Origin of the sequence: Xenorhabdus mauleonii (genome assembly GCF_900113945.1) — a bacterium.
GTDB classification, from domain to species: domain Bacteria; phylum Pseudomonadota; class Gammaproteobacteria; order Enterobacterales; family Enterobacteriaceae; genus Xenorhabdus; species Xenorhabdus mauleonii.
The window spans coordinates 296,200-321,248 of the sequence record NZ_FORG01000001.1 but is presented as its reverse complement, the minus strand read 5'-3'; the positions used below and the strand labels follow the sequence as shown (position 1 = coordinate 321,248).

The following is a 25,049-nucleotide window of genomic DNA, read 5'->3' as shown; positions in this document are numbered from 1 at the left end:
ACGTAGAATGCGCAAATAAAAATCTGCGAATAAATAACGTAAAGAAACCATCAGCCTAATTTTTGCAGGGTACTTTCTATCGCTTGGCGTAATAATTCACGATCATGGCGATAGGGAATATCCTGTGCTTCCAACACTTGCTGCGTGACAATTCGATCATGGAATGGGCTAATGTCAATGCAAGGGCCAACAATAAGCGCATGGATCATTTTACGGCCAATTTTATTTTCCATGATGTCGATTTTATCTTTTAATGACAATTCGGCAGCCGCATAGCTCAGTTCTTTACCCAGATTACCGATATAAATCATATTCGCATTGCTGCGGCGCAACGATTGAGTTAAATCTTCCAACAACAACAAAGGCATCAGACTGGTAAAAAAACTGCCGGGGCCGATCAAAATCAAATCTGCTTGTTCAATGGCATCCAGCGCTTCTTTAGTGGCACTGACATGGGGATAAAGTGACAATTCCTGTGGCACCGAATTAAGTTGATCGATGTTCACTTCGCCATAAACCGTATTGCCTTGGTCATCAATTGCCATTAAATCAACCGATTGTTCTGACATTGGGATCAAGTGCGCATTAACTTTCAGTAAATTGCGGATCAGATTAATTGCCTCAAGAGGGCGGACACTCAAGTGATCCAACGATTTGAGCATCAAATTGCCCAAATTGTGGCCTGCCAGCTCGCCATTGCCACTGAATCGATATTCAAACATAGCGGAAGCAATAGTCGGTTCCGTAATTAATTGATTGAGGCAATTGCGCATATCTCCCCATGCTATTCCGCCTTCCGAGCGTCGTATCCTTCCGGTTGAGCCGCCATTGTCTGTTGTGGTGACAATGCCTGTCAGGCGGGCACCGAGAAAAGAAAGAGAGGACATAACACGTCCGAGTCCATGGCCGCCACCGAGGGCGACAACGCGATCCAAATCAGCTAATGTGCGATTTCGCATAGGATTCCTGTTACTGGCTAAATATAGGGGCTGTAATAAATCTCATATAATTTATCATAAAATATAATGCCTTCAGAAATTGCTATGATTTTGTGCGGAGTAAGATCTTATTTTTTCACGGCAGCATGAAAACCCTGCATAAACCTGATGAAATGATGCTCATTTAACTCATTGTATATTAAGGTATATATCGGTATCGGCATTAGCTTTTTGTCATCTTAAGCGTTAGAATCTTTGGCGAGCACTTCGTTACTCACGTAATTATTCATATAAAAGTTTAATTGATATTAACTCCTAGCCTCTGTGTCTAAGTCGCTGTTCTATCGAATGGATGTCACATTGATATGATGCTTTGGCCGTGGCTCCTGAGTCACCAAGGTGCAAGGTAGAAATGCCTGTATCTCCCGTACTTGGAAGGTGTTATCGTGGAACAACTCGTAGATGCGTTTTTGCGCAAATTTTATTATTTAAGATTATCTATTACCGATGTGTGTAATTTCCGCTGCACATATTGCCTGCCCGATGGCTATCGGCCCCATGGCCACAAGTCATTTCTTTCTCTGCCGGAAATCCAACGTGTCAGCCGGGCATTTGCTGAACTTGGTACTGAAAAAATTCGCCTGACAGGGGGAGAACCGACTATGCGGCGTGATTTCAGCGATATTGTCGCCGCTGTTCACGAAAATCCGCAGATCAAAAAAATCGCTGTTACAACCAATGGTTACCGGATGGAACGTGATGTGCGCCAATGGAAAGAGGCCGGATTGACAGCAATCAATGTCAGTGTCGACAGCCTTGATCCTCGCCAGTTTCACGCCATTACCGGACAGGATAAATTTTTTCAGGTCATGCGTGGCATTGATGCGGCTTTTGACGCGGGATTTCACATTGTGAAAGTCAATGCGGTGTTGATGAAGAACGTGAATGATACCAATCTTCCTGCTTTCCTGAACTGGATAAAACAGCGCCCGATTCAGTTACGGTTCATTGAATTGATGGAAACAGGGGAAGGGAGCGATATTTTCCATCGTCATCACCTTTCCGGTGAAGTTATCCGAACCCAACTATTGCAACAAGGCTGGCAACAGTTACAACGAGAACGCAGCGATGGGCCGGCCCAAGTTTTTCGCCACCCGGATTATTTGGGTGAAATCGGCCTTATCATGCCGTATGAAAAAGACTTTTGCCAAAGTTGCAACCGGCTCAGAGTGTCTGCTATTGGTAATCTTCACTTGTGTTTATTTGGGGAACAAGGCATCCCATTGCGTGATCTGCTTTCTGATGACGCATCACTTGATGATTTAAAACTACGTATCCAAGGTGGATTGCGCCATAAACGTGAGACACACTTTTTACATCAGGGCGATAGCGGCATTACTCCCAATCTTTCTTTTATCGGCGGTTAACTTGACTGCATGACTGTTTTTTCAGGAGCTGTTTTTTAACAACCGCTTTTTAAGCGCAATTTTTTAAGAACAGTTTTTCAGGGACAATTTTAGGAGTAAAGCATGTCTCAATTAACCCATATCAATACTGCGGGTGAAGCTCATATGGTGGATATTTCTGCCAAATCAGAAACTGTACGGGAAGCGCGGGCAGAAGCATTTGTTGAAATGCGGGCCGATACGTTGTCCATGATTGTTGCAGGTGATCACCATAAAGGGGATGTTTTCGCCACGGCCCGTATTGCGGGAATTCAGGCAGCAAAACGGACTTGGGAATTGATCCCACTTTGCCATCCTCTATTGCTCAGCAAAGTAGAAGTTCAACTGGAAGCTCAGACAGAGCACAACCGTGTCAGAATTGAAGCCCGTTGCCGCTTGGCAGGGAAAACCGGCGTTGAAATGGAAGCGTTGACAGCCGCATCGGTGGCCGCTTTAACGATTTACGACATGTGTAAAGCGGCGCAGAAAGATATGGTCATTGGCCCTGTGCGTTTATTGGAAAAAAGTGGTGGAAAATCAGGCGATTTTAAGGTGGAAGCATGATAAAAGTACTGTTTTTTGCCCAAGTGAGAGAGCTAGTGGGAATAGATTCTCTTGAATTAGCAAATGATTATCCCACAGTGGCTCATCTTCGTCGTGCATTGGTTGAAAAAGGTGACAAATGGGCGCTGGCGCTGGAAGAGGGAAAATTGCTGTCTGCGGTCAATCAATCCTTTGTTCACGCTGAACATCCTTTGCAGGACGGTGATGAAGTCGCTTTTTTCCCGCCGGTTACGGGAGGTTGAGTGTGGAGAAATCAGAAGGAAGAACGACACGGATTTTCGTTCAGCGTGAGGCATTTGATGTAGGGGCAGAATATCAATGGCTTTCACAATGCGACGAGGATGGTGCTGTTGTAACCTTTACGGGAAAAGTTCGTAATCACAATTTGGGCGATAATGTTAAGGCACTGACACTGGAACATTATCCGGGCATGACAGAAAAAATGTTGCAGCATATTGTTGATGAAGCTCGCCAACGCTGGGCATTGCAACGAATCAGCATTATTCACCGTATTGGCGAGCTGTATCCGGGAGATGAAATTGTATTCGTTGGGGCTACAAGCTCTCACCGGCAAATGGCTTTTATGGCAACGGAATTCATGATGGATTATCTGAAAACCAAAGCTCCTTTTTGGAAAAAAGAGTCGCTTGCGGAAGGGGAACGCTGGGTTGAAACGAGAGAAAGTGATCAGGACGCTGTAAATCGCTGGTAACAGACTTCAGCAGATCGATTGAAATAATATGTTATTCAACGAGTTTGCGAAGCGCCTCGTAAATTAGCAGATAATTAACAAATAAATAGTATGTCACTGAAGTTGATATTAATTGGCGGATGGCTTTGTTAATGTTCTATGCTAATGTATAACTTTTGCGTAGATTGTTTGTTCTTAAAACAGTCTTAATTATTAAACATCGTCACAAAAGGTAATCGTCATGGACCGATATCAACGTTCTAATGGTTCGATTGTCCAGAAAACTGATTCTGGTATACAAACTTACATGGCGCAAGTCTATGGTTGGATGACTTGTGGCCTGCTGTTAACTGCATTTGTCGCATGGTATGTGGCGAATACGCCTGAGATTTTATACGCTATTTTTAGCAACTCCATTGTGTTCTACGGCTTGATCATTGCACAACTTGCATTGGTGTTTGTGCTATCTGGTTTGGTTCATAAAATGAGTGGGGCATTGGCGACGGGTCTATTCATGCTGTATTCCATGCTGACGGGGCTAACGCTTTCCAGCATATTTGTGATTTATACCAGCAGCTCCATTGCCAGTACATTTGTTGTTTCAGCAGGCATGTTTGGTGCACTGAGTGTTTATGGTTATACCACCAAACGTAGCTTGAGCGGTCTGGGCAGCTTCCTGTTTATGGGGCTAATCGGTATTGTTCTGGCGTCCTTGCTAAATATCTGGTTGAAAAGTCCGGCACTGATGTGGGCAATCACTTATATCGGTGTTGTGATTTTTGCTGGCTTGACTGCTTATGACACTCAGAAACTGAAAGAAATGGGTGAGCAAATGGATGTTAATGATAAAGAGAACATGCGCAGATATTCCATTACCGGCGCACTGACTCTGTATTTGGACTTCATTAACTTATTCCTGATGTTATTGCGTATTCTGGGCGACCGTCGGTAGTTACTGATATGCTGAATTAGTTGCAATTAATTAAAATCCCTGCCTAGGCAGGGATTTTAATTGGAAGTCACAATATTTCATTATAGTAAGTGATACGGGGTAAAATCGACATGTTCTATGTACACAATATTTGAAATACCTATATCCATTAATTGGTAACTTTCTGGACTTGTTGGGATTATATATCTATCTGAGGAATCTATTATTTTCCCTTTACTCGCCCATTTTAACATTTTTTCTTTCCATTGAGTTGGGTAGTCGTATGAGTGGCAAGCTATATTTGCCCAAGGATCGCATATCCATATCTCTGAGCCATTTTTTTTCATGAGTAATTCAGCTAATGGAAATGAATTCCCGCTTTTTTGAACATGGTCTAATGGATAAGAAAGTTTATTCAATAATGCCACAAAAACGTGGCCGTAGTTATTTAAGGTGGTTCCAATAATTGCGATATAAAATGGCTTTTGGTAAAACCCCCAAATTAATTTTGATTTTTTTACTAAATACTCAAATGCTATAGAGGAGTGTTCGTCACAATTACCAACGTTATCATTTCCTTGTATTTTAAACATAATAATGTTTTTTTCATATGGAGTTTTTGCGGACGCCATTTCTTTTCTTGCTGCATTTATTGATAAATATCTCCTATACCTACTCTCCAAAGAATAAAATTGGCGTTTATTCTCTGGCAACATTAATAGTGAAGACTCTTCATAAAGTTTATTTTGAGTTTTTGAATTAAATAAATTTCTTGTATAAATTAATGCATCGATGATAATGTTTTCTATAAACATATTATTATTCTCATATTAGCAGTGTGCAAGGATAATGTCTTTTTATTTGCCTCCTATAAACAAGAATAGGTTTTATTTAAATATATTTATCTCATTAAATTTATTGATTTTTAATCCATTCAATAGAGTATCAAGGGAATCCAAGGCATCTGATAAAGCTTTGTCAGGGTGTTGGCTTTTGGCGATCCACAACGCGGTATCCATCAAGCCTCCATTAATGAATCGAGCCAGAATATGGGGAGATACCGTTGTAATTTGGCCTTCTTCCATGAGTCTATTTAGCATATATGCGATTGAATCAATACATTGTAATTTAGTATGTTGTAGCTGCTCAGCATCCAAAACTGAGGATGCGTCACACAGAACAATCCGTTGTATCTCCGGTTCTATTGCCATTGCCAAATAAGCATGGCAGCGGCGTGTAAATGCTGTCCAATTATCTGTTTCACGTTTTGAAATTTCTTTTAGGCGATCATCCATTTCGGCATCAATTTGCTGCAAAACAGCAAGAAAGAGTCCTTTTTTATCACCAAAATGATGATATAAAGCCCCGCGTGTCATGCCTGCTTTAGCAGTTAGCTCATCCATTACTGTATTGGCATATCCTACCGTACCAAATTGTTGGCGAGCCGTTTCAATCAATTTTCGTCGGGTTGTTTCAATCATTTCAGTTCTGGGTTTACGGGCCATTCTATCACTCCAAATTTATGCTATTCGGCTTTTATAATTGACGTACGCGATGTATGTCAAGGCTCTATACACAATGGATTTCAAGTTGCATCGCGGCGGCAAGGGAGATCATCCCCGGAAGCATAGATAACCGTGTGTTTACAAAGAAGAATAAAGTCAGTTTGTGGCAGTAGGAAAATTTCACTTAATCATCAATTGATGACAATAAAATGCATTATAAATTAATATAATATTGTGGATGATGATGTTTTATCATCCGCGAGTATTCACATTTTCATTGAACTCTACGCTTTTAATTCCATGATCTATTAAGGTATAGACATTGAAATCTGTTGGTGACAAAGTCTTCCCAAAATAAGTTAATAATTTTCCTCTTTCATTCCATTTACGCATTTTAACTTTCCACTCAAAAGGATAATCGCGTAAAAGGCAAGCAATATTTGCCCAAGGGTCACATATCCATATGTCTGAGTTATGAGGTCTACTGAATAAATCTGATAAGTTTCCTTTATCTAGAAATTGATTCAGGTAGTTATCTGAAAGCATTACAAAGGCGTGTTCAAATCTATTGATGGGAGATTTAATGTGGATTATCGTGATATCAAATGGCCTATTATAGAGTAACCGAATATTATCTGATTCAAATTTAAGGTATTCAAAAGCCTTACAGCTATATTCACCGCAATTGCCTACATGATTTTCACCTTGTATGCTCTGTAAAATTTCGTTTTTTTGATATGGGCTTTGCCCGTCCATTATTCTACTTCTTGTTTTAGTCAATATTTCGAGTTTTTTTGCTCTCTCCTCCTGTGAATAAAATTGGCGCTTATTTTCTGGCAATTCTAATCGTGTTGGTTCTTCATAATATTTATTTTGAGTTTTTAAATCAAAGTATATTCTTGTTTTGATTAATACTTCATTAACAATGTTTGCTATAGGCATAGTTTTATTCTCATATTAATTGAGTGTAACGGAAAATTTTATTTTTCATTTAATCCATTCAGTAAAACATCAAGGAAATCTAAGGCTCCATCAAGATGCCGATTTTTGGCTAACCATAACGCGATATCTACCGAAACTCCACTAATGAGTCGAGTAAAGATACAGGGAAAAATCAATGTAATCTGACTCCTTTCCTTGAGTCTATTTAGCATATCTGCGATTGAAACAATACATTACAGCCTGGCATTTCATCACTTCAAATTTATGTTGTTTGATTTTTATCATTGACATACGCCATGTATATAAATTAAGTTTGCATACGCCTCGTATGTGAATTTCTTAAATTTATAAATAGGCTGACTTCATCAATTATTCAGGAGTATTTATGGCAAACCCGTACAAAGCGTTGTTCAAGGCTCCAGGTGCATTAGCATTTTCTATCGCCGGATTAATTGCACGAATGCCGGTTTCTATGGCAGGAATAGGCATTATTACCATGCTCGCGCAATTAAAAAGCTCATATTGGATAGCTGGGGCGGTCGCTGCGACATTCACTTTTTCCATGGCGATCTTGGCTCCCCAAATCTCACGAATGGTAGATCGTTTTGGTCAAAGTAAAGTATTGCCTTATGTGACTATGCTGAGCGTTATTTCAATGTTCATTCTTTTACTTTGCTCTCATTATCAAGCGCCAGATTGGACACTGTTTGTTTTTGCCGCTTTATCAGGGGGAATGCCAAGTATGCCTGCGATGGTTAGGGCTAGATGGAGCGAAATCTATCGTGATGACCCTCGGCTGCATACTGCTTTTTCTTTTGAATCGGTTTTGGATGAACTCTGTTTCATCATTGGGCCGCCGATTTCTGTTGGATTAAGTGTAGCGGTAGCCCCAGAAGCTGGGCCACTGGCTGCGGCGATTTTATTGGTTATTGGGGTCATGATGTTTATATTACAAAAACAAACTGAGCCACCTGTTTATCCTCATGCCACCGCAAATAAAGTCACTGTTTTAAGCATTCCTTCCGTACAAATATTAGTGGTTTCATTTATCGCATTGGGAACCATTGTCGGTACTATTGATGTTATCAGTGTGGCTTTTGCAGAGCGACAAGGGCAACCTGCCGCTGCAAGCATTGTCTTATCAGCATATGCCGTTGGTTCTTGTCTGGCAGGGCTGATATTTGGGGCAATTAAAGTAAATATCCCATTACCCCGCCTGTTTATGTTTGCATCATTGGCAACAATGTTGGCGACGGTACCACTGTTTCTGGCATTTGATATTTTGACATTGTCCACGATGATATTTATTTCGGGATTATTTTTTGCTCCGACAATGATTATTGCGATGGGATTAGTGGAGAATACCGTGCCTTCCCACAATTTGACTGAAGGCTTGACTTGGGTGATCACAGGGTTAGGTGTTGGTGTTGCTTTTGGTGCTTCACTTTCCGGCTGGGTGGTGGATGAAATGGGGATTCAAACAGGTTTTATAATCACATTGATTGCAGGTGTTATGGTATTTTTGACATCTGTTTGTGGTTATAAATGGATGCTGCCTAATCGTGTTCAGCAACCGGTCTGAATCCATTTTCGTATTTTCCTGAAAAATAGCGTTCCTGAAAATAACTTATTCTGAAAAATAAACGTGGGGAAAGAGAGCATATCTTGCTAAATTTTGTTCTCTTTCCTATCTGATTTTTTTATCAAGCAATTTTGCTGCGGAATAACCGATAAGCAATTCCTCCCGTTGTTGCCGTAATTACCAACAATGGCCATAAATTTGGCCAAATCACCGATAAATCAGCGCCTTTCAAATAAATCTGTTTAGTAATATCTGTAAAATGCCGGATTGGATTAATCCACGTAATATCCTGTAACCAAACAGGCATATTCTCAACCGGAGAGATATAGCCTGAAAGTAAGATTGCAGGCATCATAAAGACAAACACACCGATAAACGCTTGTTGCTGAGTAGAGCAGACTGCGGAAATCAACAAACCGAAACCAACCAGCGATAAGCCGTAAATCAACATGCAGCCGTAAAATAGCAGCAATGACCCCGCAAAAGGGATTTGGTAAAACAGTGTGCCAATCAGTAGAACGATGGTTGCCTGCATGGTGGCTACAACAAGTGCCGGAATGGCTTTGCCGAGGAATATTTGCCACGTTGCCAAAGGTGAAACCAGCAATTGATCCAGCGTTCCCTGTTCCCGTTCACGTGCAACCGATAGGGCCGTAACGATGAGAACACCAATGGTGGTAATCATGGCAACCAAAGACGGAACGACAAACCATTTATAATCCAAATTGGCGTTATACCAGTTACGAATGATTAATTCGCTATTGTTGAAACGGGGGGAATCTCCCAATAATTGTTTTTGGTAATCCATCACAATTTGCTGGATATAATTGGCGGCAATCTGGGCGCTGTTTGAGTTACGGCCATCCAGCAAAACTTGAATTGATGTCGGATGATGGCTGGCGATATTGGCACTGAAATTCTGCGGGAAACGTACCAACAGCAGCGCCTTGCGATCATCAAGTGTTGGGCGGATTTCTTGTGAACTGGTCAGCAAAATAACATCCGGAAATGCTTTGGATTTTGCCAGTCGCTGGGTTAATTCAATCGAGGCTTGCCCCTTGTCTTCATTATAAATAGCAATAGTGGCGTTTTTGACTTCCAGCGTAGCAGCCCAAGGAAACAGGATCATTTGCAGAATGACGGGCAAGATTAAAATACTGCGGGTTTGCGGCTCTCTCAGAAGAGACTGCAATTCTTTCATGATTAACGTATACAGACGATAAAACATGCTCTTTCCTTTTAATCCAGATGCCGACGGGTTTTCCACGCAGTCAAGCCAATAAAGACAATAGAGCTGGCAACCAGCAAAAGAAGGTTGGTAATCAACACCGTGCCTATATTACCCGCCAGAAATAGGGTTTGCAGGCCGCTGACAAAATAACGTGCCGGGACGATATAAGTAGAAACCTGAATAAGTGCGGGCATACTGTCTATTTCGAAAACAAAACCAGACAGCATAATGGCAGGTAAGAACGCAGCGTTTAAGGAAATCATTGCGGCATTGAACTGGTTACGCGTCAGGGTGGAAATAAGTAAGCCCATACCTAAAGCGGTGGCGAGATACAGGCTGGAAATCAAGCCCAGTATCCAGAGTGAGCCGCGGTAGGGAACACCCAATACAAAAACCGTGAATATCATGCAAAGCACCATGACAAAAGAGCCGAGTACTTGATATGGCAATAACTTGGCAAGCAATAATTCCGTTCGGGTAACTTGAGTTGAGAGTAAAGCCTCCATAGTTCCGCGTTCCCATTCACGGGCAACGACAAGTGATGTCAGGATTGCGCCGACCACGGTCATGATAATTGAAACTGCTCCGGGAATAAGAAAATGCCGGCTAATTGCAGCTGGGTTAAACCAATAGCGGATCTCTGTATCAATCAACGGAGTCGTTGAAACGCCACGGTTTTGTCCTCGTTGTTGCAGCCAAATTTGCCAAATGCCTTTGGTATAACCCTGAACAAAATTGGCAGTATTCGGTTCGCTGCCATCAGTAATGACTTGAATAGGGGAATGGCTGCCTACGCGAGCAAGTTGGGCATCAAAATTAACCGGAATGACCACAATGCCCCGAATTTGGTTCTCCTGCATTTTGTTGATCAGGAACTGGCGGTTGTCACTGATAGTCGCATCAATATAAGGGGAGCCAGTAAATGCATGCACTAATTCACGAGCGTCTTCGCTTTGCTGCTCCATCAGAATACCAAGGCGCAGTTTGCTGGAATCCAGATTGATACCATAACCGAAAATAAATAGCAGCATGAGAGGGATTACGACTGCAATCAAAGTGCTGCTGGGATCACGGATGATCTGTTTTGTTTCCTTGATGCAAAGTGCCTTTAATCGCCGCCATGAAAAACTGACTGTTTTTTGCGATTTGGCGTGTCCGGAATGACTCATTGCGGCTCCTTATCGTAATTCACGACGAGATCGATAAACGCATCCTCCATTGAAGGATTAGGGCGAACATCCGTGGCAACCAGTTGTTTCAAATGGTCAGGTGTCCCTGCGGCGATCAATTTTCCCCGAAATACCAAGCCGATGCGGTCACAATATTCAGCTTCTTCCATAAAATGAGTTGTGACCATTACGGTGACACCTTTATCCACCATTCCGTTAATGTGTAACCAAAATTCACGGCGGGTCAGAGGATCGACGCCAGATGTGGGTTCATCTAAAAACAGAATGTCAGGTTCATGCATCAATGCGCAGGAGAGGGCCAGACGTTGTTTAAAGCCAAGTGGAAGGCTATCCGTTTTTTGATTCAAAATGGGTTCGAGATTAAACGCACTGATCATGTCAGACATTTTTTCCCGCTGGTGCCGGCTTTTCAGCCCATAAACACCGGAGAAGAACTTGAGATTTTGCTCTACGGTCAGATTGCCGTACAACGAGAATTTCTGTGCCATATAACCAAGGCGCTGGCGGGCTTTGCCTGAACTGGTTTTTAAATCCATGCTTAACACCAAGGCATTGCCGGCGGTAGGGAGCATCAACCCGCACATCATTTTGAAAGTCGTGGACTTACCGGCACCATTTGGCCCCAAAAGACCAAAAATTTCCCCGCGTTTCACCTGAAAGTTCACATCATCAGTGGCAGCGAAATCGCCAAATTTTTTCGTCAGATGACAGGCTTCTATGACTGTTTCCGTCGGGTTAGGTGGAATCTGCGGCATAATTTCTGCCAATTCAGAACGATGGGATGGGCCACCGCCCAATAAATCAATAAAAGCATCCTCAAAGCGGGGTTCAGCATCCAAGATATTGTCTTCGGGCAGGCCGAGTTGCGCCAGCAATGCACTTTTATCCGCCTGTTCCTTTAAGATCAGGCGAACATATTTCCCTTGGATCACGCCATCAGTAACTTGTGGCAGGGTAAGGGCATGTTGCAGCGTTTTGCGGCGGGCACCTTGTTTGACATCAAGCAAAAAAGAGCGCCCGGCAATATTTTGAGTTAAATCTTGTGGCTGACCGCGATAAATCAATTCGCCGTGGTTCATGAGCAAAACATCACGACATAACTCCGCTTCATCCAGATAAGAAGTGCTCCACAGGATTAACATTCCTTCAGAAGCAAGCTCGTGTACCATTTGCCATAATTCACGGCGGGCGATGGGATCAACGCCGACGCCGGGTTCATCAAGCAGCAAGATTTTGGGGCTGCCCAACAGGGTACAGGCAAGCCCCAGCTTTTGTTTCATGCCGCCGGATAATTTTCCAGCGAGCCTCTCAGTAAAGCGGGTTAAATCGGTAAATGTCAGTAATTTTTGGAAGGTAGCCTTGCGTTCTTCACCAAGTACACCGCGTAGATCGGCATATAAAGTGAGATTTTCCATGACGGTTAAATCTTCATATAAACCGAATTTCTGTGGCATATAGCCAAGTTCTGAACGTACTTGAACGCTGTCTTTGATGGGATCAAGCCCCATAATTTCAATACTGCCGCTATTGGGTTTCAATAATCCGGCCAGCATTCGTATCAACGTGGTTTTTCCAGCACCATCAGGGCCGACAAGCCCCGTGACAAAGCCTCCCTGTATTTCTGCCTGCAAATGGGAAACTGCCGGGGTGTCCAATCCTGGAAACGTTTTCTCCACGCCGTTCAGTTTGATTGTATAAGCTGAACTGGTCATGTCATCACCTTACTTGTTTTTTGTTTCGGCAGAACTTGGCACAGCAAAGCGTAACGTGACCGGCATCCCTTGTTTTAATTCATCATCGGGATCTTGAACAATAATCCGCAGCCGATAGACCAAATCTGTTCTTAAATCGGGCGTTTCAACGTTTTTAGGGGTAAATTCGGCTGTAGGAGACACAAAACCGACTTTGCCGTGGTAAGGCTTATTTTTCCGGCCATCGGTATAAATCAGGATTTCTCTTCCCGCAGTGGCTTGATTCAGGTTAGGCTCATCAATATATGCCCTGATCCAGACTGGATTTGTGAGCGATAGGGTGAATACAGTGTTGCCGGCCGCCAGCATTGTGCCCGGTTCAATAGCTCTGGTAAGGATTACACCCGCGGATGGGGCAGTGAGTTGAGTATCTTTTAAATTGAGTTCAGCCTGAGCAACACTGGCTTGTGCTTGGGCTAACTGTGCCTTGGCTGCGGCAATTTCTTCTATGCGATACCCGGTTTCGAATTGGCGTAATTTATCTTTTGCTGCTTGATAGGCCGCGAATGCCTGATTTCGCCCGGTTTTGGCATTTTCTAATTCATTGGCTGAAATGGTTTTACTTTGCCACAGCCCTTGCTGGCGTTTCAGGAAACTGTCCGCAAAATGGAATGCAGACTCTTTTTGAGCGACTTCCGCGCGTACTTGGGCAATTTCTTCGCTCCGATAACCGGCCTCGGCCTTGGCAAGGTTAGCTTTGGCGACATCCTGGGCTGCTTTGGTTTGATTCAGGGCATTAATAAAGGGGGAATCATCAAGATGGCCGAGGATTTGACCTGCTGCAATGGCATCGCCTTCATCTACTTGTAGGCCAGCCAGTTTACCTCCAACTCGAAAACCAAGGTTGACAGTCCTGACATCAACATTACCGTACAACGTTAATTCCCTGCTGTTTTGTTCTTGATAATAATAAATGCCAACAACAGCGCCGATAACAACAATGACTGCCAGTAGGGCAAGAGCAAACTTTTTATTGTTCATACTATCCCTTATGCCTTGTTCAATGTCTATCCATCGTATTTCAATTGGTTGAAATATAATGGTTATACCCTTTGCCTTTCAAAGCGCAGCTTGGCTGGCTACGATTAAAAATTCATTGGGTATAGATCTGTATCGTTCTTGCGTTACGCTTTCCGTAACCCGTCAAGCAATAAATTTATATGTTGAGATAAAACCTGATTGATCAATTCATACTCTTTGGAGCCAATATTATCCCAGCCTGTCTGACGCAATAAGGCTTCCCGTGCCAAACGGAAAGAGAGAATTTCTCCCAACAAGGCGTGAGTGTGGATTTGGGTTGAAATGTGGCTCTCATCAGCGCCAATGTAATTGGCAATTAGCTTATTCAAGCGGGTATAAATTGGCGCCAATCCTTGTTCATGCATGACGCTGTAAGCATCTGTTGGCGTTAATTGTTCATGTGACATGATACGACTGAGATTAATACTGCTTTTCTCGAAAATCAGACGATTGTAACTAACCATGCCTTGTTGAATAAATGCCAATATTTGATCTTGCGGATAGGGTTTTGGTGTCTCGGCAAAAAAATGGTCGATTGCTTTAATTAATGGGGAAAATTCTGATTTAAGCCTATCGGCAATATGCTGTATAACCGCAAGATATAACCCTTCTTTAGAGCCAAAATAATAAGCAATGGCGGCAATATTTTGCTGGGCATGTTGGGCGATAGTGCGGGTGGTAGCGCCGTCCAAACCTGATTTGCCAAAAATTTCTATTGCTGCTTCAAGAAGTTGCTGTTTGGCTTGCTCGCCTCGTGAGGTTTGAGCGGTTTTCGCTGTCATGTTAGGATATTTCCTGTTACAAAAGGTTTCCGAGAGTGTCATATATATATATCAATCGTATGATTAACTTTAAAACTAAAGTAAGTCGATGTAAAGCTGACACAAATTGTCTTTTTAATAGACACCAATAAAAAATAATTTGTTTTTTTTTCGTTACCGCCCAAAGATAATTGTCTCCAATCAATGCATTCGTATGAATAATTATCCTTTCTGGGTCTGTTTGGAAAAACATATCTGTTATAATCCCTGCCTAATGGTGCATTGCAGTTTGTGTAATTTCTTTGCGATTTCTTTATCGCGTCTGTTTTCTTCCCATAAAACTGCCCCTGATAAATTGCTATCAGGAATGGTGAAGTCTGGAGCATTTCTTATTTATGAATTTTGAGTCACTCGGCTTGAAGGCTGATATCTTGCGTGCCGTTGAAGAGCAAGGCTACACGGAACCTACCCCTATTCAGCAGCAGGCCATTCCTGTTGTGCTTTCCGGAAAAGATCTGCTGGCCAGTGCCCAGACGGGAACGGGAAAAACAGCAGGATTTACTTTACCTATTCTGCAACTTTTAAGTGAATCGCCAGTCCAGTCAAAAGGCCGTCGTCCGGTCAGGGCGCTGATTTTGACGCCGACTCGTGAATTGGCGGCTCAGGTCGGTGAAAACGTACGCAATTACAGCAAGTACCTTAAATTGCGTTCATTTGTCGTGTTTGGTGGTGTCAGCATCAACCCGCAAATGATGAAATTACGTGGTGGCGTCGATATCTTGGTGGCAACACCGGGGCGTTTACTGGATCTTGAACATCAAAATGCGGTAGATCTTTCCCATGTTGAAATCCTGATCCTTGATGAAGCTGACCGTATGTTGGACATGGGCTTTATTCATGATATTCGTCGAGTACTGAATAAACTGCCTCCAAAGCGCCAGAATCTTCTGTTCTCTGCCACTTTCTCTGATGAAATCAAAAGCCTTGCCAATAAATTATTGCATAACCCGGTGAGTGTTGAAGTTGCCCGTCGTAACTCGGCATCTGAGCAAATTGATCAATCCGTCCATTTTGTAGACAAAAAACGCAAAAGCGAATTGCTTTCCTACATGATTGGAAGCCAGAACTGGCAGCAAGTATTGATATTCACGCGAACCAAGCACGGAGCTAACCGGCTGGCTGAGCAACTGAATAAAGATGGCGTAACTGCTGCCGCTATTCACGGTAATAAAAGCCAAGGGGCTAGAACCCGTGCATTGGCTGATTTTAAATCGGGACAAATCCGTGCACTGGTCGCGACAGATATTGCTGCCCGCGGGTTGGATATCGACCAATTGCCTCATGTCGTTAACTATGAATTGCCTAACGTTGCAGAAGATTATGTGCACCGAATTGGGCGAACTGGCCGTGCGGAAGCGACCGGGCAAGCTATATCGCTGGTTTGTGTGGATGAACACAAATTGCTGAAAGATATTGAACGTTTGTTGAAGCGGGAGATTCCACGGATTGCTATCTCAGGTTATGAGCCAGATCCTTCCATCAAAGCTGAGCCAATTCAGAATGGGCGCAATGATCGTGGCAACGGTTCGCGCGGCAATAGCTCTCATGGAAATGGCTCTCGAGGTAATGGTTCGCGCGGAAATAGCCCGCGTGGAAACAGCGCCCGCAGTAGTCGTTCTCACGGCAATGATTCCCATGGAAACAGTCCTTGGGGTAGCGGCTCTCGCGATAACCATTCACGCAGTGAACAGCCTCAGGGTCAACGCAGCAAGGGTAAGCCGGGTTATGATAAATCAAACCAAGCTAACCAAAATGGCGATCGTTCACGGAATCAGGGGGCACCATCGCGCCAACGCCCTCAACGAAACACCGCTAAAGCGCCACGTACTGCAACACCAAGAGACTAAACCATGCGTGTTTTGCTGGCTCCAATGGAAGGTGTTTTGGATTCTCTGGTCAGAGAATTGTTGAGTGAAGTCAATGACTATGACCTTTGCATCACAGAATTTCTGCGCGTGGTTGACAGCTTACAACCGGTAAAAACGTTTTACCGGTTGTGCCCTGAATTGCATCATCAGAGTCGCACCCCATCAGGAACACCGGTCAGGATCCAGCTTTTAGGCCAATACCCAGAATGGTTGGCAGAAAATGCTGCAAGGGCGGTTGAACTGGGCTCATGGGGTGTTGATTTAAATTGTGGATGCCCTTCCAAGACAGTGAATGGCAGTGGTGGTGGCGCAACGTTGCTGAAAGACCCCGAACTTATCTACCTGGGCGCTAAAGCCATGCGTGAAGCTGTCCCTGCACATTTGCCTGTCACAGTAAAAATTCGTCTGGGATGGGATTCAGGATCTCGTCAGTTTGAGATTGCGGATGCTGTCCAGCAGGCGGGGGCAACTGAATTGGTGGTGCATGGACGAACCAAAGAAGATGGTTACAAAGCCGATCGCATTAACTGGGAAGCGATTGGAGAAATCCGCCGTCGTCTCTCTATTCCGGTGATTGCCAATGGTGAAATTTGGGATTGGCGCAGTGCTCAGGAGTGCATTAAAACGACAGGATGTGATGCAGTCATGATAGGGCGTGGCGCACTGCATGTCCCAAACTTGAGTCGGGTCATTAAATATAACGAACCAAGGATGCCCTGGAACAAAGTACTTGAGCTGCTGGAAAAATATACTTGTCTGGAAAAGCTGGATGCGCCGGGGCTGTATCATGTTGGCCGTATCAAGCAGTGGCTGGGATATTTACGGAAAGAATATGTTGAAGCAGATGAACTATTTATGCAAATCAGGGCATTAAAAACTTCATTAGATATTGCTGACGTCATCTCTTTGGCAGCCAATAAAGATATTGTTAATGTATAAATAATTATTTGGCGGTGTAGCAATACACCGTTGTTGTACAATATAAGTGACCCTTGAATATATAAAATAAAGAAATACTTTTGGGTTAATGAAATATCTAATTATCTGATTGGATAATAATTGTAAAACATAGATTTTTTTATTGTTTACTTTTTATTATATATTTTTTTGGTATGTTTTCATTGCAAATTTGTTTTCATTATAATGAATTAGAATTATTTTATGCTAATTAAGCAATGTTGTGAAATAATTTTTTATTAATCTGGCGCAGCATAAATGATCGTCTATAATATAAACATGACTCTTAAAATTCTACTTGCATTTAATCTATACATGTCGTGCTTCAAGGTGCATGTATTATCATCCTGCGACGCGGGATGATAATACGTTGCTTCCTGAAACTTGGAGTTAATAGGGTATAAAGGGGTTAATTATGAATAGAGATAAAAATGAAGAGACTCTGGTTTGGTATGGTATTAGCGAGTTAGAAATAAAACTACGTTCAGAAACTGATGGTTCCCTAATATTTGCTAATGGAAGGAATATGATTACTGTGGATGTTTTTTTTAAAGCTACTAAAACTGAAGGTGGTGATGTTATTGAACTTCCATATGATGTTATTTTAAATAATACCTATCTTATTGATTTCAATTCAGGAGAAAAACTGAATAAAGGTGTATATTCAGGAGGAGAATTCGGATGGGCATATACGAATGAGCCCAATGAATTTACTGGAGTACCCATAGTTAAAACTTCCACATTGAAAACTTTTGTAGATCAACCTGTTGCTTTTGAAGGTGATTCTGGCGGCATGCAAAGAATATCCTTTTATATATATTGCTCTGAATCTGAACAGAACAAAATTAAGAATATAGCTGTAATGGTAATTGCGCCGGATATGATTTTCTCTACGGCACATGGCCAACAAAAGGATTCGTTTATTCAATTAAAATCATTAGAAGAAATCAAGTATAAATTCGCTGATGCAAAAACTAAATCAGAGGCTGTTAATATTAATGGAACTCTTCCCGATAATGTATCTGTATGGCAGAAAAATGTATATTTTACACTTGAATCAAATGTTATATATGGAAAGTGCCTTATTACAAAATTGGAAACAGATTTTTACGACTTAATAGGTAAGGCTCATCAATGCTACCACTCTAATGAGTATACTACTTATTATGCTCACTTTCTTTGGGATGTAGGAAAAGAGAGTGAAGTTTCCATCGGAGAGAGTAAGTGGATTTCCCTGCCTATTAATTTCCCTCTAAAGATTAAGATTAATCAACATTTTGGTGAACTTTGCTTTAGTATATTAACGGTGATGGATTATAATTTCCCTAAATTACAAGACCAGTGGTACGATGCATTTATATTTACTGTCTATGATCAATTCGGGAATAAAGGAATATATGGTTTAATACCTGATAATACGAATGATGAAAGTAAACAAGAAGTGTATTTTGCTGAGGTATAAAAACGTTAAATTAACTCCAGGAATATTTGGATTTTTTTGATGGTTATATTGGAACTAGTTGCTTGTGTTTTTTAATTAAAAAACAGCTTTAGGCTTATATGATCATGAAGTTACGATATTTAAATAAGTTTAAATTATTAATAATGTATATTCTCTTTTCTATACGCATCGTACTTCAAGGTGCATGTATTATCATCCCGCGACGCGGGATGATAATAAGTTGCTTCCTGAAAATTGGAGTTAATAGAGTATATATTCTCTTTTCTATATCCTATGGATTACAAAATATAGACAACAAAGCAGCAGTTTGAAAAACGGCGGGTATAAAAAAGCAGATAGAACTATTTTAATATAAATAAACATTGTTTTTCACAGAGTGAAAACTCAAAAAGTGTTTACGTTTTTTTCTGCCTAAAAAGGTGACAACATGAATAATACTTTTTTTTCCCATGCCAATAACTTTCAAAGCGCAGTGACAAGTGGTGTTGATCCGCGAACCGGTTTGTTCAATTATTCTCTACTCGTTGCACAGCTTAATGGCAATAATGGTCTCGGCCCAAACCTGACACTGGCGCTGTCATACAATCCTCTGAATACGGAAAATATTGGCTTTGGCATTGGTTTTACGCACGGCTTGACTCAGTATGACAGGAAAAATCGGTTGTTGATGCTGTCTAGCGGTGAACGTTACAAGGTGACTGAAACCAATAATAGCGTTTCGTTGAGGCAATATAAACTGGATGTTGTGCGCTTTGAAAAGGACACCAAACAGAATGTTTATCGAGTGATCCATAAATCCGGCCAAGTTGAAGTGTTGACCGGTGCAAGAAATGCCTATGCTCTAAAAGTTCCTACCAAGATTTTTACACCACTGGGCCACTTAATAACGCTGAATTGGGATTTTACAAAGGGAGTACGCCCTTATTTGATTAGCGTTTCGGATGAAACACAAGTTCTGCTAACTGTGCATTATGAATTCAGGAGTTATACGAAAATAACGGTCTGGCCAGGCACCTCGGAATCCCATGAAATTCGATTGCAGTTGCAGAATGAGTATGTTGATAAGGTCAAAAATAATGCGGCTGGTCAAACACTAGAATGGCAAATGGGGTACAATCAGGATCCACTCCGTTTATTGACCGAAATTATCTCCCCGACAGGTCTGATCGAGCGTGTAAATTACACGTCTGATGGCCAGCAGTTTCCTGATGGCGCTCACTTACCGGCTTTACCCTACGTTAATCAATACACCCAGCATTCCGATCATGGTCAGACTATTGTGCGAACTTACCGCTATACCAACAATAACTTCCTCGGTTACGGTACAGGCGGTCGCTGGGATCGGGACAGTGATAACCTCTATGGGGTGATGAGTAGTTATCAGTATGGTTCAACTGAAACCTGGCATAACGGTGACAAGCAGCGTCATATCACCCGGCGTTATAACAATTTCCATTTAATGGTGTCTGAAATCATTCAGCAAAATAACTGCAAACGGGAACACCAGACTGAATACTATGCCAAAGTGGGAAGTCTATTTGAAAAGCAGGATCCTTGGTTCCAAATGCCAAAATCAGCCACCATCTGTTTTAACGATGCCACTGACGGAGATGTTGTCCAGACAGAATTTGATGAGGCAGGAAACCTCATCAAGCAAACAATGCCGGACGGCACCTGCATGGCATGGGAGTATTATGAGGTTGATGGTGAAGGGGATGATTGCCCCGCATCCCCATACGGATTTAAGCGTTTTCTTAAAACCAAGACCGTGACACCGGGCCGATCCTTCCCTGAAGGGGCTTATAATGATGCCCCTGTACACAAAACAACTTATCGCTATAGCCGACTTCCTACCTGTAAAGGAGCGCCTGCATCTTATGCGGTAGTACGCACGTATGAGGGGCATTCCATTGCTGACCAATTGCTACGGGAACGCCAAATATACCATGTCAATGAGGTCGATTCTCCGGAGCATGGGCGTATTCAGCAGATTAAAGAGACTCTGCATCCTATCTCAGAGGCTTCTTCATCGGACAGTCCTTCCGATGGTAGCCTTTCATCCGACGACAGTTCTTCAAGGACGGCTTTGATGACGTTCAGCTATACCCTCAAGGGAGAAGCACTGATACGGGATATTCAGACCAGTGATGGCAAACACAGCTCTAAAACGCAATCCACCCAATCTCGGTTCAGTAACAAATTGTGGAGTTCGGTCAGTGCCAATAATTGTACTGACCATTATGACTATGACGGGTATGGGCGCTTGTTGAGTAATGTCAATAATCAGGGAACAGATTATGCCCAAGATGTCCACTATGCTTATGCCATTGAGCAAGATGGAGGTGCCACAACCGTCAAAACAGATTTGTTGGGCAACCAGCTTCGTACTCGTTTTGATGAATTGGGGCAACCTTACCATCAACAACTCTTTGAAAAAGGAAAAGAAAATCAGGGTTGGTGGGATATCGCTGAAATAGAGCGTGACAGCTGGGGGCGGGTAGTGAAACAAACCTGTCATGACAAGCTGCCCATGGATGGTGATCCAGACAGTTCTGTTCACGTTTCTTCCTGCCAATCTTTTGAATATGACGATTGGGGGCGGAAATCTCGCATTATTAATGATATGGGAGGGAGTACCCGGCAGGATTACGATCCGGTAACGCGGACTTTACAGGTCACCATGCAAGTACCGGGAATGGCATTGGGTAAACGTACAGTGGTATATGATAAACGCCATCAGCCTGTCACCACCACACTTTATGATGCTCAAGGTAACCAACACAGCCAGCAAACCAATCATTATGATGGATTGGGACGTTTACGGGCAACGATTGATGAAACGAATCAAAAGACGGAAATGACTTATGACCTGTTGGGTCGGATCAGCACAATAACACTCAGTGATGGTACGGTAGTCAGAAAATCTTATGACCCGTTGAGTTCAGGCAATCTTGTGACTCAAATTAAAGTAAATGATCATATATTGGGTACCCGTAGCTTTGACAGATTGGGTCGCGTTACTTCAACAAGCAGTGGAGGACGAGATTATCTATATACTTATGAAGGGAAAAATCCTTATCCCAGCCAGATTACAGATCCCTTAGGCAATATTGTTACCTATGCTTATGATCCTTTGTTGGATCATGCCCTGACACAGTTGAATGCAAAAGATATACAACATAAGTTCGCTCACAATCTTAAAACTGGGAACGTCACTCAGGCCGCCTCTGCACAACAAGCGACCTCTGGATTCAATTACTCTCCTGCTGGTCGTTTGCAACAAGATACCTTCCGTTTTGATGATACGAAAGAAGGGATTGAACGGCAGGAGAATTATACCTATTCACCGGCAGGTAATTTGACGGTATACCAAGACATTACGGGGAAAACGCGTCGTCTGGCATTTGATAAATTTGGCCGTCCAGTTGCGGCTTTTGATCCCGATATTGATATGCATTTTACTTACGATGGCACGAATAGGGTCAATGGCTGGAGTGTGCATGATAAACAATCTGGCAAACAATTAACTGTCACACTGGAGTTTGATGATTTTGGTCGTGAAATCAGGCGCGTAATTCAGACAGAAAAAGAGACTCTGACCCTTGAACAAACATATACCATCAAAGGGCAGGTAGCATCACGCACCACAAACTCACAACATGCCGGTCTGTTGCGCCAGGAGAATTATACCTATGATCCCGTGCGTCATTGGCTGACAGAATATGATTGTACGGAGGGGAAGGAGCAACCGTTAGATGCTTACGGTTTTGCCATCTCCCATCAACGTTTTACCTACGATTGTCTGGGAAATATATTAACGTGCCTCACGACGCTTGCTGATGGTAGTGATGATATGGCTGTATTTACCTATAGCCCGTTAGATCCTTGCCAGCTCAGTAAGATAACCCATACCCATCCGAAGTACCCAGCGACCATTGAGCTGGAATATGATAAGGCAGGGCGCCTGATCCGGGATGAAGCGGGTCGCCATTTAACCTATGATGCATTGGGGCGTCTGCTCAACGTTGAAGAGGGGGATATGACCAGTCATTACGCTTATGACGCACAGAATCGTTTAGTGTTGCAGAAGCTGGGAGAAGACAACATCCATGAACTTTATTATCAAGGGCAGAAACAAATTGCCGAAGTCACACGAGGCAGTGAGTCGGTGACGCGTTTTTTACGAGTTCAGGGAACAATGGTTGCGACGGTGACAGATAACGAAGCTTATATGTTAGGTACTGATCACAATGGTAGTGTATTGACAAACTATAAGCGTAATGGGACTCAAACCCACTATCGTTATTCGCCTTATGGCCAGCAGAATGGGGAAGAACGTAATCCTGAGATTCCGGCTTATAACGGTGAACGCGTTGATCAGATAAGTGGTGCTTATCACTTGGGTAATGGATATCGGGCTTATAATCCTGTATTAATGCGCTTTAATACCCCTGATAGTTTGAGTCCATTTGGTGCTGGTGGCTTTAATACCTATGCATACTGTCTTGGCGATCCTATTAATAATATTGACCCCAGCGGGCATATGAGCCCGGCCAGCATTTTTGGCATTGTTTTTGGTACGGTTGGGCTGGTGGTGGGGGTGTTTTTGGCTATTCCGACGGGAGGTGCGTCACTGGGCGTAAGTGGGGCAATTTTAGCCGGTATAGGATTGCTGTCAGATGTAACAGGAATAGCCAGTTCAATGCTTGAAGATAAGGATCCTAAGGCCTCTTCAATTCTTGGTTGGGTGTCTCTGGGGCTTGGGGCAGTCACTATAGTGGGTGGTGCAATTAGTTTTATCAGGGGGCTACAGCAAGTGAAAAGGGTGGCAGATTCATTTGATATTGTCGCTAGGAGTGAAATCATGACTCACGAAGGAATGCCAGTGAGAACAAATATGATGGAGCCTTCTGCTGGCCCCTCAGAATATATACACGGAATGGATAATGTACCTGTAAGACGGTTTAGGGAAGCAATAGAGCAGCAAAGAATTGTTCCACTTGAAAACCCTCCAAATAGTGGCTTTTATACACTAGGATTTAATTCCAGTGGCTCTGTGAGTAGGGAACTTGATGAATTTAGACAGGCATTTTTTACATCCAGAAGAGGTGATATATCATTTATAAATAATGTTTATGAAGAGACAAGCACGCCCTATTTTTTGAACATCACGCAGCAAGATTTCGAACTGTTGTATTTGACTTATGCGGGAAGGGATATATTGAACCCTATTGGGAATTCTGAGTTTTTTATCAGAGATGTGAATAGCTTGCGTACTCTTTTGGATACTCATATACATACTGCACCCATAAATAGATTGACTAATAGTGAATTTGAAGCTATGCAAGAAACTTGGGCAAGAGGCCATTTTACATCAGAGATAAGTTTGGAAGGATGGGTATGCTCTACGTTACTTGTGAGACATCATAATCTTGGGCCACTATTATTTGATAGTCGGATAAGCGGGATGGACGCTGTCAGCATATTTAATAACATAATTGGGGCAAGACTCTAAAGCGTTGTAGTGATGTTTTTCAGGCTCAAATTTAGTGTCTATATTAATAAATAAAATCGATTAACAAATGTATTTTTATTAATATAAACAGATTGTTATTTTAGATTTATTTTTTCTTCCTGAAGAAATATTGATTTCATCTAATAGAATAACTGTTATATTTTTAAAATTAAATTACCCGTAGTGATATAACCACCGAAAGAGCATCGAAATATTGACGATTTGCAATTTTTTTCGTTAGTGTCTTAAATTAGTTCGTAGGGATTAATCAATTCGTAAACAAATAATCTAATCGACTCTGGAGGTTGTATATGGGTATCCTGTCATGGGTTATCTTCGGTCTGATTGCTGGGATTCTTGCGAAATGGATTATGCCGGGTGATAACAGTAGCGGCATCATTATGACGATTGTTTTAGGCATTGTGGGGGCGGTTCTTGGCGGGTTTGTCAGTACTTTCTTTGGCATGGGGAAAGTTGACGGGTTTAATTTAGGCAGCTTTGTGATTGCTATTGTGGGAGCGATGGTTGTCCTATTTGTGTACCATAAAATTGCTAACCGATAGTTTTGCATATTTTTTTGTGAATAATTCAAATGATTAAAAATAGAAAAGGGCATGTTACCTCGGTGCCCTTTGC

At 42.4% G+C, this 25,049-nt stretch carries 20 protein-coding genes and 1 riboswitch; of the genes, 11 read left to right on the top strand and 9 right to left on the bottom strand.

From position 1 onward, the window contains the following. Positions 1–50 precede the first annotated feature (50 nt). Positions 51–959 carry a uridine diphosphate-N-acetylglucosamine-binding protein YvcK gene (gene yvcK / locus BM100_RS01280; protein ID WP_092507233.1) on the bottom strand — a complete coding sequence of 303 codons (909 nt, stop codon included), beginning with the start codon at positions 957–959 and terminating at the stop codon, positions 51–53. Positions 960–1,238: 279 nt separating this feature from the next. Further along, a riboswitch (molybdenum cofactor riboswitch) is annotated at positions 1,239–1,395 on the top strand. Here yvcK and moaA point away from each other — a divergent pair. From moaA to BM100_RS01255, 5 genes are all read left to right on the top strand, one after another. Beyond that, positions 1,385–2,365 carry a GTP 3',8-cyclase MoaA gene (moaA, locus tag BM100_RS01275; RefSeq protein WP_092507232.1) on the top strand — a complete coding sequence of 327 codons (981 nt, stop codon included), beginning with the start codon at positions 1,385–1,387 and terminating at the stop codon, positions 2,363–2,365. It overlaps the preceding riboswitch by 11 nt. A gap of 102 nt (positions 2,366–2,467) precedes the next feature. Then, on the top strand, positions 2,468–2,947 hold the full coding sequence (gene moaC / locus BM100_RS01270; RefSeq protein ID WP_092507231.1) for a cyclic pyranopterin monophosphate synthase MoaC: 480 nt from the start codon (positions 2,468–2,470) through the stop codon (positions 2,945–2,947). Beyond that, positions 2,944–3,189 carry a molybdopterin synthase sulfur carrier subunit gene (moaD, locus tag BM100_RS01265; RefSeq protein ID WP_092507230.1) on the top strand — a complete coding sequence of 82 codons (246 nt, stop codon included), beginning with the start codon at positions 2,944–2,946 and terminating at the stop codon, positions 3,187–3,189. Before moaC ends, moaD begins: the two co-directional genes overlap by 4 nt. 2 nt (positions 3,190–3,191) lie before the next feature. Then, positions 3,192–3,659 (top strand): molybdopterin synthase catalytic subunit MoaE, encoded by a 468-nt coding sequence (moaE, locus tag BM100_RS01260; RefSeq protein ID WP_092507229.1) that lies wholly within the window; start codon positions 3,192–3,194, stop codon positions 3,657–3,659. Between the two features lie 220 nt (positions 3,660–3,879). Next, complete coding sequence (locus BM100_RS01255; protein ID WP_092507228.1) at positions 3,880–4,590, top strand: Bax inhibitor-1/YccA family protein; 711 nt, start codon at positions 3,880–3,882, stop codon at positions 4,588–4,590. An 80-nt stretch (positions 4,591–4,670) separates the two neighbouring features. On the opposite strand, the gene BM100_RS01250 is transcribed toward BM100_RS01255, so the two are convergent. The 3 genes from BM100_RS01250 to BM100_RS01240 form a co-directional block, all read right to left on the bottom strand. Beyond that, entirely contained in the window at positions 4,671–5,384 is a 714-nt protein-coding gene (locus tag BM100_RS01250) for a hypothetical protein (protein ID WP_092507227.1), read from the bottom strand. A gap of 72 nt (positions 5,385–5,456) precedes the next feature. After that, positions 5,457–6,074: a TetR/AcrR family transcriptional regulator gene (locus BM100_RS01245; RefSeq protein WP_092507226.1), complete on the bottom strand. Its 618-nt coding sequence runs from the start codon at positions 6,072–6,074 to the stop codon at positions 5,457–5,459. Positions 6,075–6,326: 252 nt separating this feature from the next. Continuing rightward, the gene (locus tag BM100_RS01240; protein ID WP_092507225.1) at positions 6,327–7,016 is read right to left on the bottom strand and encodes a hypothetical protein; all 690 of its coding nucleotides are present in this window, start codon (positions 7,014–7,016) and stop codon (positions 6,327–6,329) included. A gap of 385 nt (positions 7,017–7,401) precedes the next feature. Between BM100_RS01240 and BM100_RS01235 the strand changes: the two genes are divergently transcribed. Continuing rightward, entirely contained in the window at positions 7,402–8,598 is a 1,197-nt protein-coding gene (locus tag BM100_RS01235; protein WP_092507224.1) for an MFS transporter, read from the top strand. A gap of 121 nt (positions 8,599–8,719) precedes the next feature. Here BM100_RS01235 and BM100_RS01230 read toward each other — a convergent pair whose 3' ends face one another. The 5 genes from BM100_RS01230 to BM100_RS01210 form a co-directional block, all read right to left on the bottom strand. Next, on the bottom strand, positions 8,720–9,826 hold the full coding sequence (locus BM100_RS01230) for an ABC transporter permease (RefSeq protein WP_092507223.1): 1,107 nt from the start codon (positions 9,824–9,826) through the stop codon (positions 8,720–8,722). A gap of 11 nt (positions 9,827–9,837) precedes the next feature. Next, positions 9,838–10,998, bottom strand: coding sequence for an ABC transporter permease (locus BM100_RS01225; RefSeq protein WP_092507222.1), 1,161 nt, complete (start codon positions 10,996–10,998; stop codon positions 9,838–9,840). Next, a complete protein-coding gene (locus BM100_RS01220; RefSeq protein WP_092507221.1) occupies positions 10,995–12,731 on the bottom strand; it encodes an ATP-binding cassette domain-containing protein in 1,737 nt (578 codons plus the stop codon). The genes BM100_RS01225 and BM100_RS01220 overlap by 4 nt, the downstream gene beginning before the upstream one ends. Before the next feature lie 9 nt (positions 12,732–12,740). Further along, positions 12,741–13,751: a secretion protein HlyD gene (gene hlyD, locus BM100_RS01215; protein ID WP_092507220.1), complete on the bottom strand. Its 1,011-nt coding sequence runs from the start codon at positions 13,749–13,751 to the stop codon at positions 12,741–12,743. Positions 13,752–13,894: 143 nt separating this feature from the next. Next, positions 13,895–14,572, bottom strand: coding sequence for a transcriptional regulator (locus tag BM100_RS01210; RefSeq protein ID WP_092507219.1), 678 nt, complete (start codon positions 14,570–14,572; stop codon positions 13,895–13,897). Positions 14,573–14,946: 374 nt separating this feature from the next. On the opposite strand from BM100_RS01210, the gene rhlE reads away from it, so the two are divergent. From rhlE to BM100_RS01185, 5 genes are all read left to right on the top strand, one after another. Next, positions 14,947–16,458: an ATP-dependent RNA helicase RhlE gene (gene rhlE, locus BM100_RS01205; protein WP_092507218.1), complete on the top strand. Its 1,512-nt coding sequence runs from the start codon at positions 14,947–14,949 to the stop codon at positions 16,456–16,458. Between the two features lie 3 nt (positions 16,459–16,461). Beyond that, a complete protein-coding gene (gene dusC / locus BM100_RS01200) occupies positions 16,462–17,418 on the top strand; it encodes a tRNA dihydrouridine(16) synthase DusC (protein WP_092507217.1) in 957 nt (318 codons plus the stop codon). Positions 17,419–17,851: 433 nt separating this feature from the next. Continuing rightward, a complete protein-coding gene (locus BM100_RS01195; protein WP_092507216.1) occupies positions 17,852–18,898 on the top strand; it encodes a hypothetical protein in 1,047 nt (348 codons plus the stop codon). Between the two features lie 427 nt (positions 18,899–19,325). Next, positions 19,326–24,413, top strand: a complete 5,088-nt coding sequence (locus BM100_RS01190) for an RHS repeat domain-containing protein (protein WP_092507215.1) — start codon at positions 19,326–19,328, stop codon at positions 24,411–24,413. A gap of 311 nt (positions 24,414–24,724) precedes the next feature. Next, a complete protein-coding gene (locus tag BM100_RS01185) occupies positions 24,725–24,976 on the top strand; it encodes a GlsB/YeaQ/YmgE family stress response membrane protein (RefSeq protein WP_092507214.1) in 252 nt (83 codons plus the stop codon). Positions 24,977–25,049 lie beyond the last annotated feature (73 nt).

Excerpts from the sequence above, each read along its gene's own strand:
- yvcK (WP_092507233.1), bottom strand. The coding sequence starts at position 959 with ATGCGAAATCGCACATTAGCTGATTTGGATCGCGTTGTCGCCCTCGGT.
- moaC (WP_092507231.1), top strand. The coding sequence starts at position 2,468 with ATGTCTCAATTAACCCATATCAATACTGCGGGTGAAGCTCATATGGTG.
- moaD (WP_092507230.1), top strand. The coding sequence starts at position 2,944 with ATGATAAAAGTACTGTTTTTTGCCCAAGTGAGAGAGCTAGTGGGAATA.
- BM100_RS01255 (WP_092507228.1), top strand. The coding sequence starts at position 3,880 with ATGGACCGATATCAACGTTCTAATGGTTCGATTGTCCAGAAAACTGAT.
- BM100_RS01250 (WP_092507227.1), bottom strand. The coding sequence starts at position 5,384 with ATGTTTATAGAAAACATTATCATCGATGCATTAATTTATACAAGAAAT.
- BM100_RS01245 (WP_092507226.1), bottom strand. The coding sequence starts at position 6,074 with ATGGCCCGTAAACCCAGAACTGAAATGATTGAAACAACCCGACGAAAA.
- BM100_RS01240 (WP_092507225.1), bottom strand. The coding sequence starts at position 7,016 with ATGCCTATAGCAAACATTGTTAATGAAGTATTAATCAAAACAAGAATA.
- BM100_RS01235 (WP_092507224.1), top strand. The coding sequence starts at position 7,402 with ATGGCAAACCCGTACAAAGCGTTGTTCAAGGCTCCAGGTGCATTAGCA.
- BM100_RS01230 (WP_092507223.1), bottom strand. The coding sequence starts at position 9,826 with ATGTTTTATCGTCTGTATACGTTAATCATGAAAGAATTGCAGTCTCTT.
- BM100_RS01225 (WP_092507222.1), bottom strand. The coding sequence starts at position 10,998 with ATGAGTCATTCCGGACACGCCAAATCGCAAAAAACAGTCAGTTTTTCA.
- BM100_RS01220 (WP_092507221.1), bottom strand. The coding sequence starts at position 12,731 with ATGACCAGTTCAGCTTATACAATCAAACTGAACGGCGTGGAGAAAACG.
- hlyD (WP_092507220.1), bottom strand. The coding sequence starts at position 13,751 with ATGAACAATAAAAAGTTTGCTCTTGCCCTACTGGCAGTCATTGTTGTT.
- BM100_RS01210 (WP_092507219.1), bottom strand. The coding sequence starts at position 14,572 with ATGACAGCGAAAACCGCTCAAACCTCACGAGGCGAGCAAGCCAAACAG.
- rhlE (WP_092507218.1), top strand. The coding sequence starts at position 14,947 with ATGAATTTTGAGTCACTCGGCTTGAAGGCTGATATCTTGCGTGCCGTT.
- dusC (WP_092507217.1), top strand. The coding sequence starts at position 16,462 with ATGCGTGTTTTGCTGGCTCCAATGGAAGGTGTTTTGGATTCTCTGGTC.
- BM100_RS01195 (WP_092507216.1), top strand. The coding sequence starts at position 17,852 with ATGAATAGAGATAAAAATGAAGAGACTCTGGTTTGGTATGGTATTAGC.
- BM100_RS01190 (WP_092507215.1), top strand. The coding sequence starts at position 19,326 with ATGAATAATACTTTTTTTTCCCATGCCAATAACTTTCAAAGCGCAGTG.
- BM100_RS01185 (WP_092507214.1), top strand. The coding sequence starts at position 24,725 with ATGGGTATCCTGTCATGGGTTATCTTCGGTCTGATTGCTGGGATTCTT.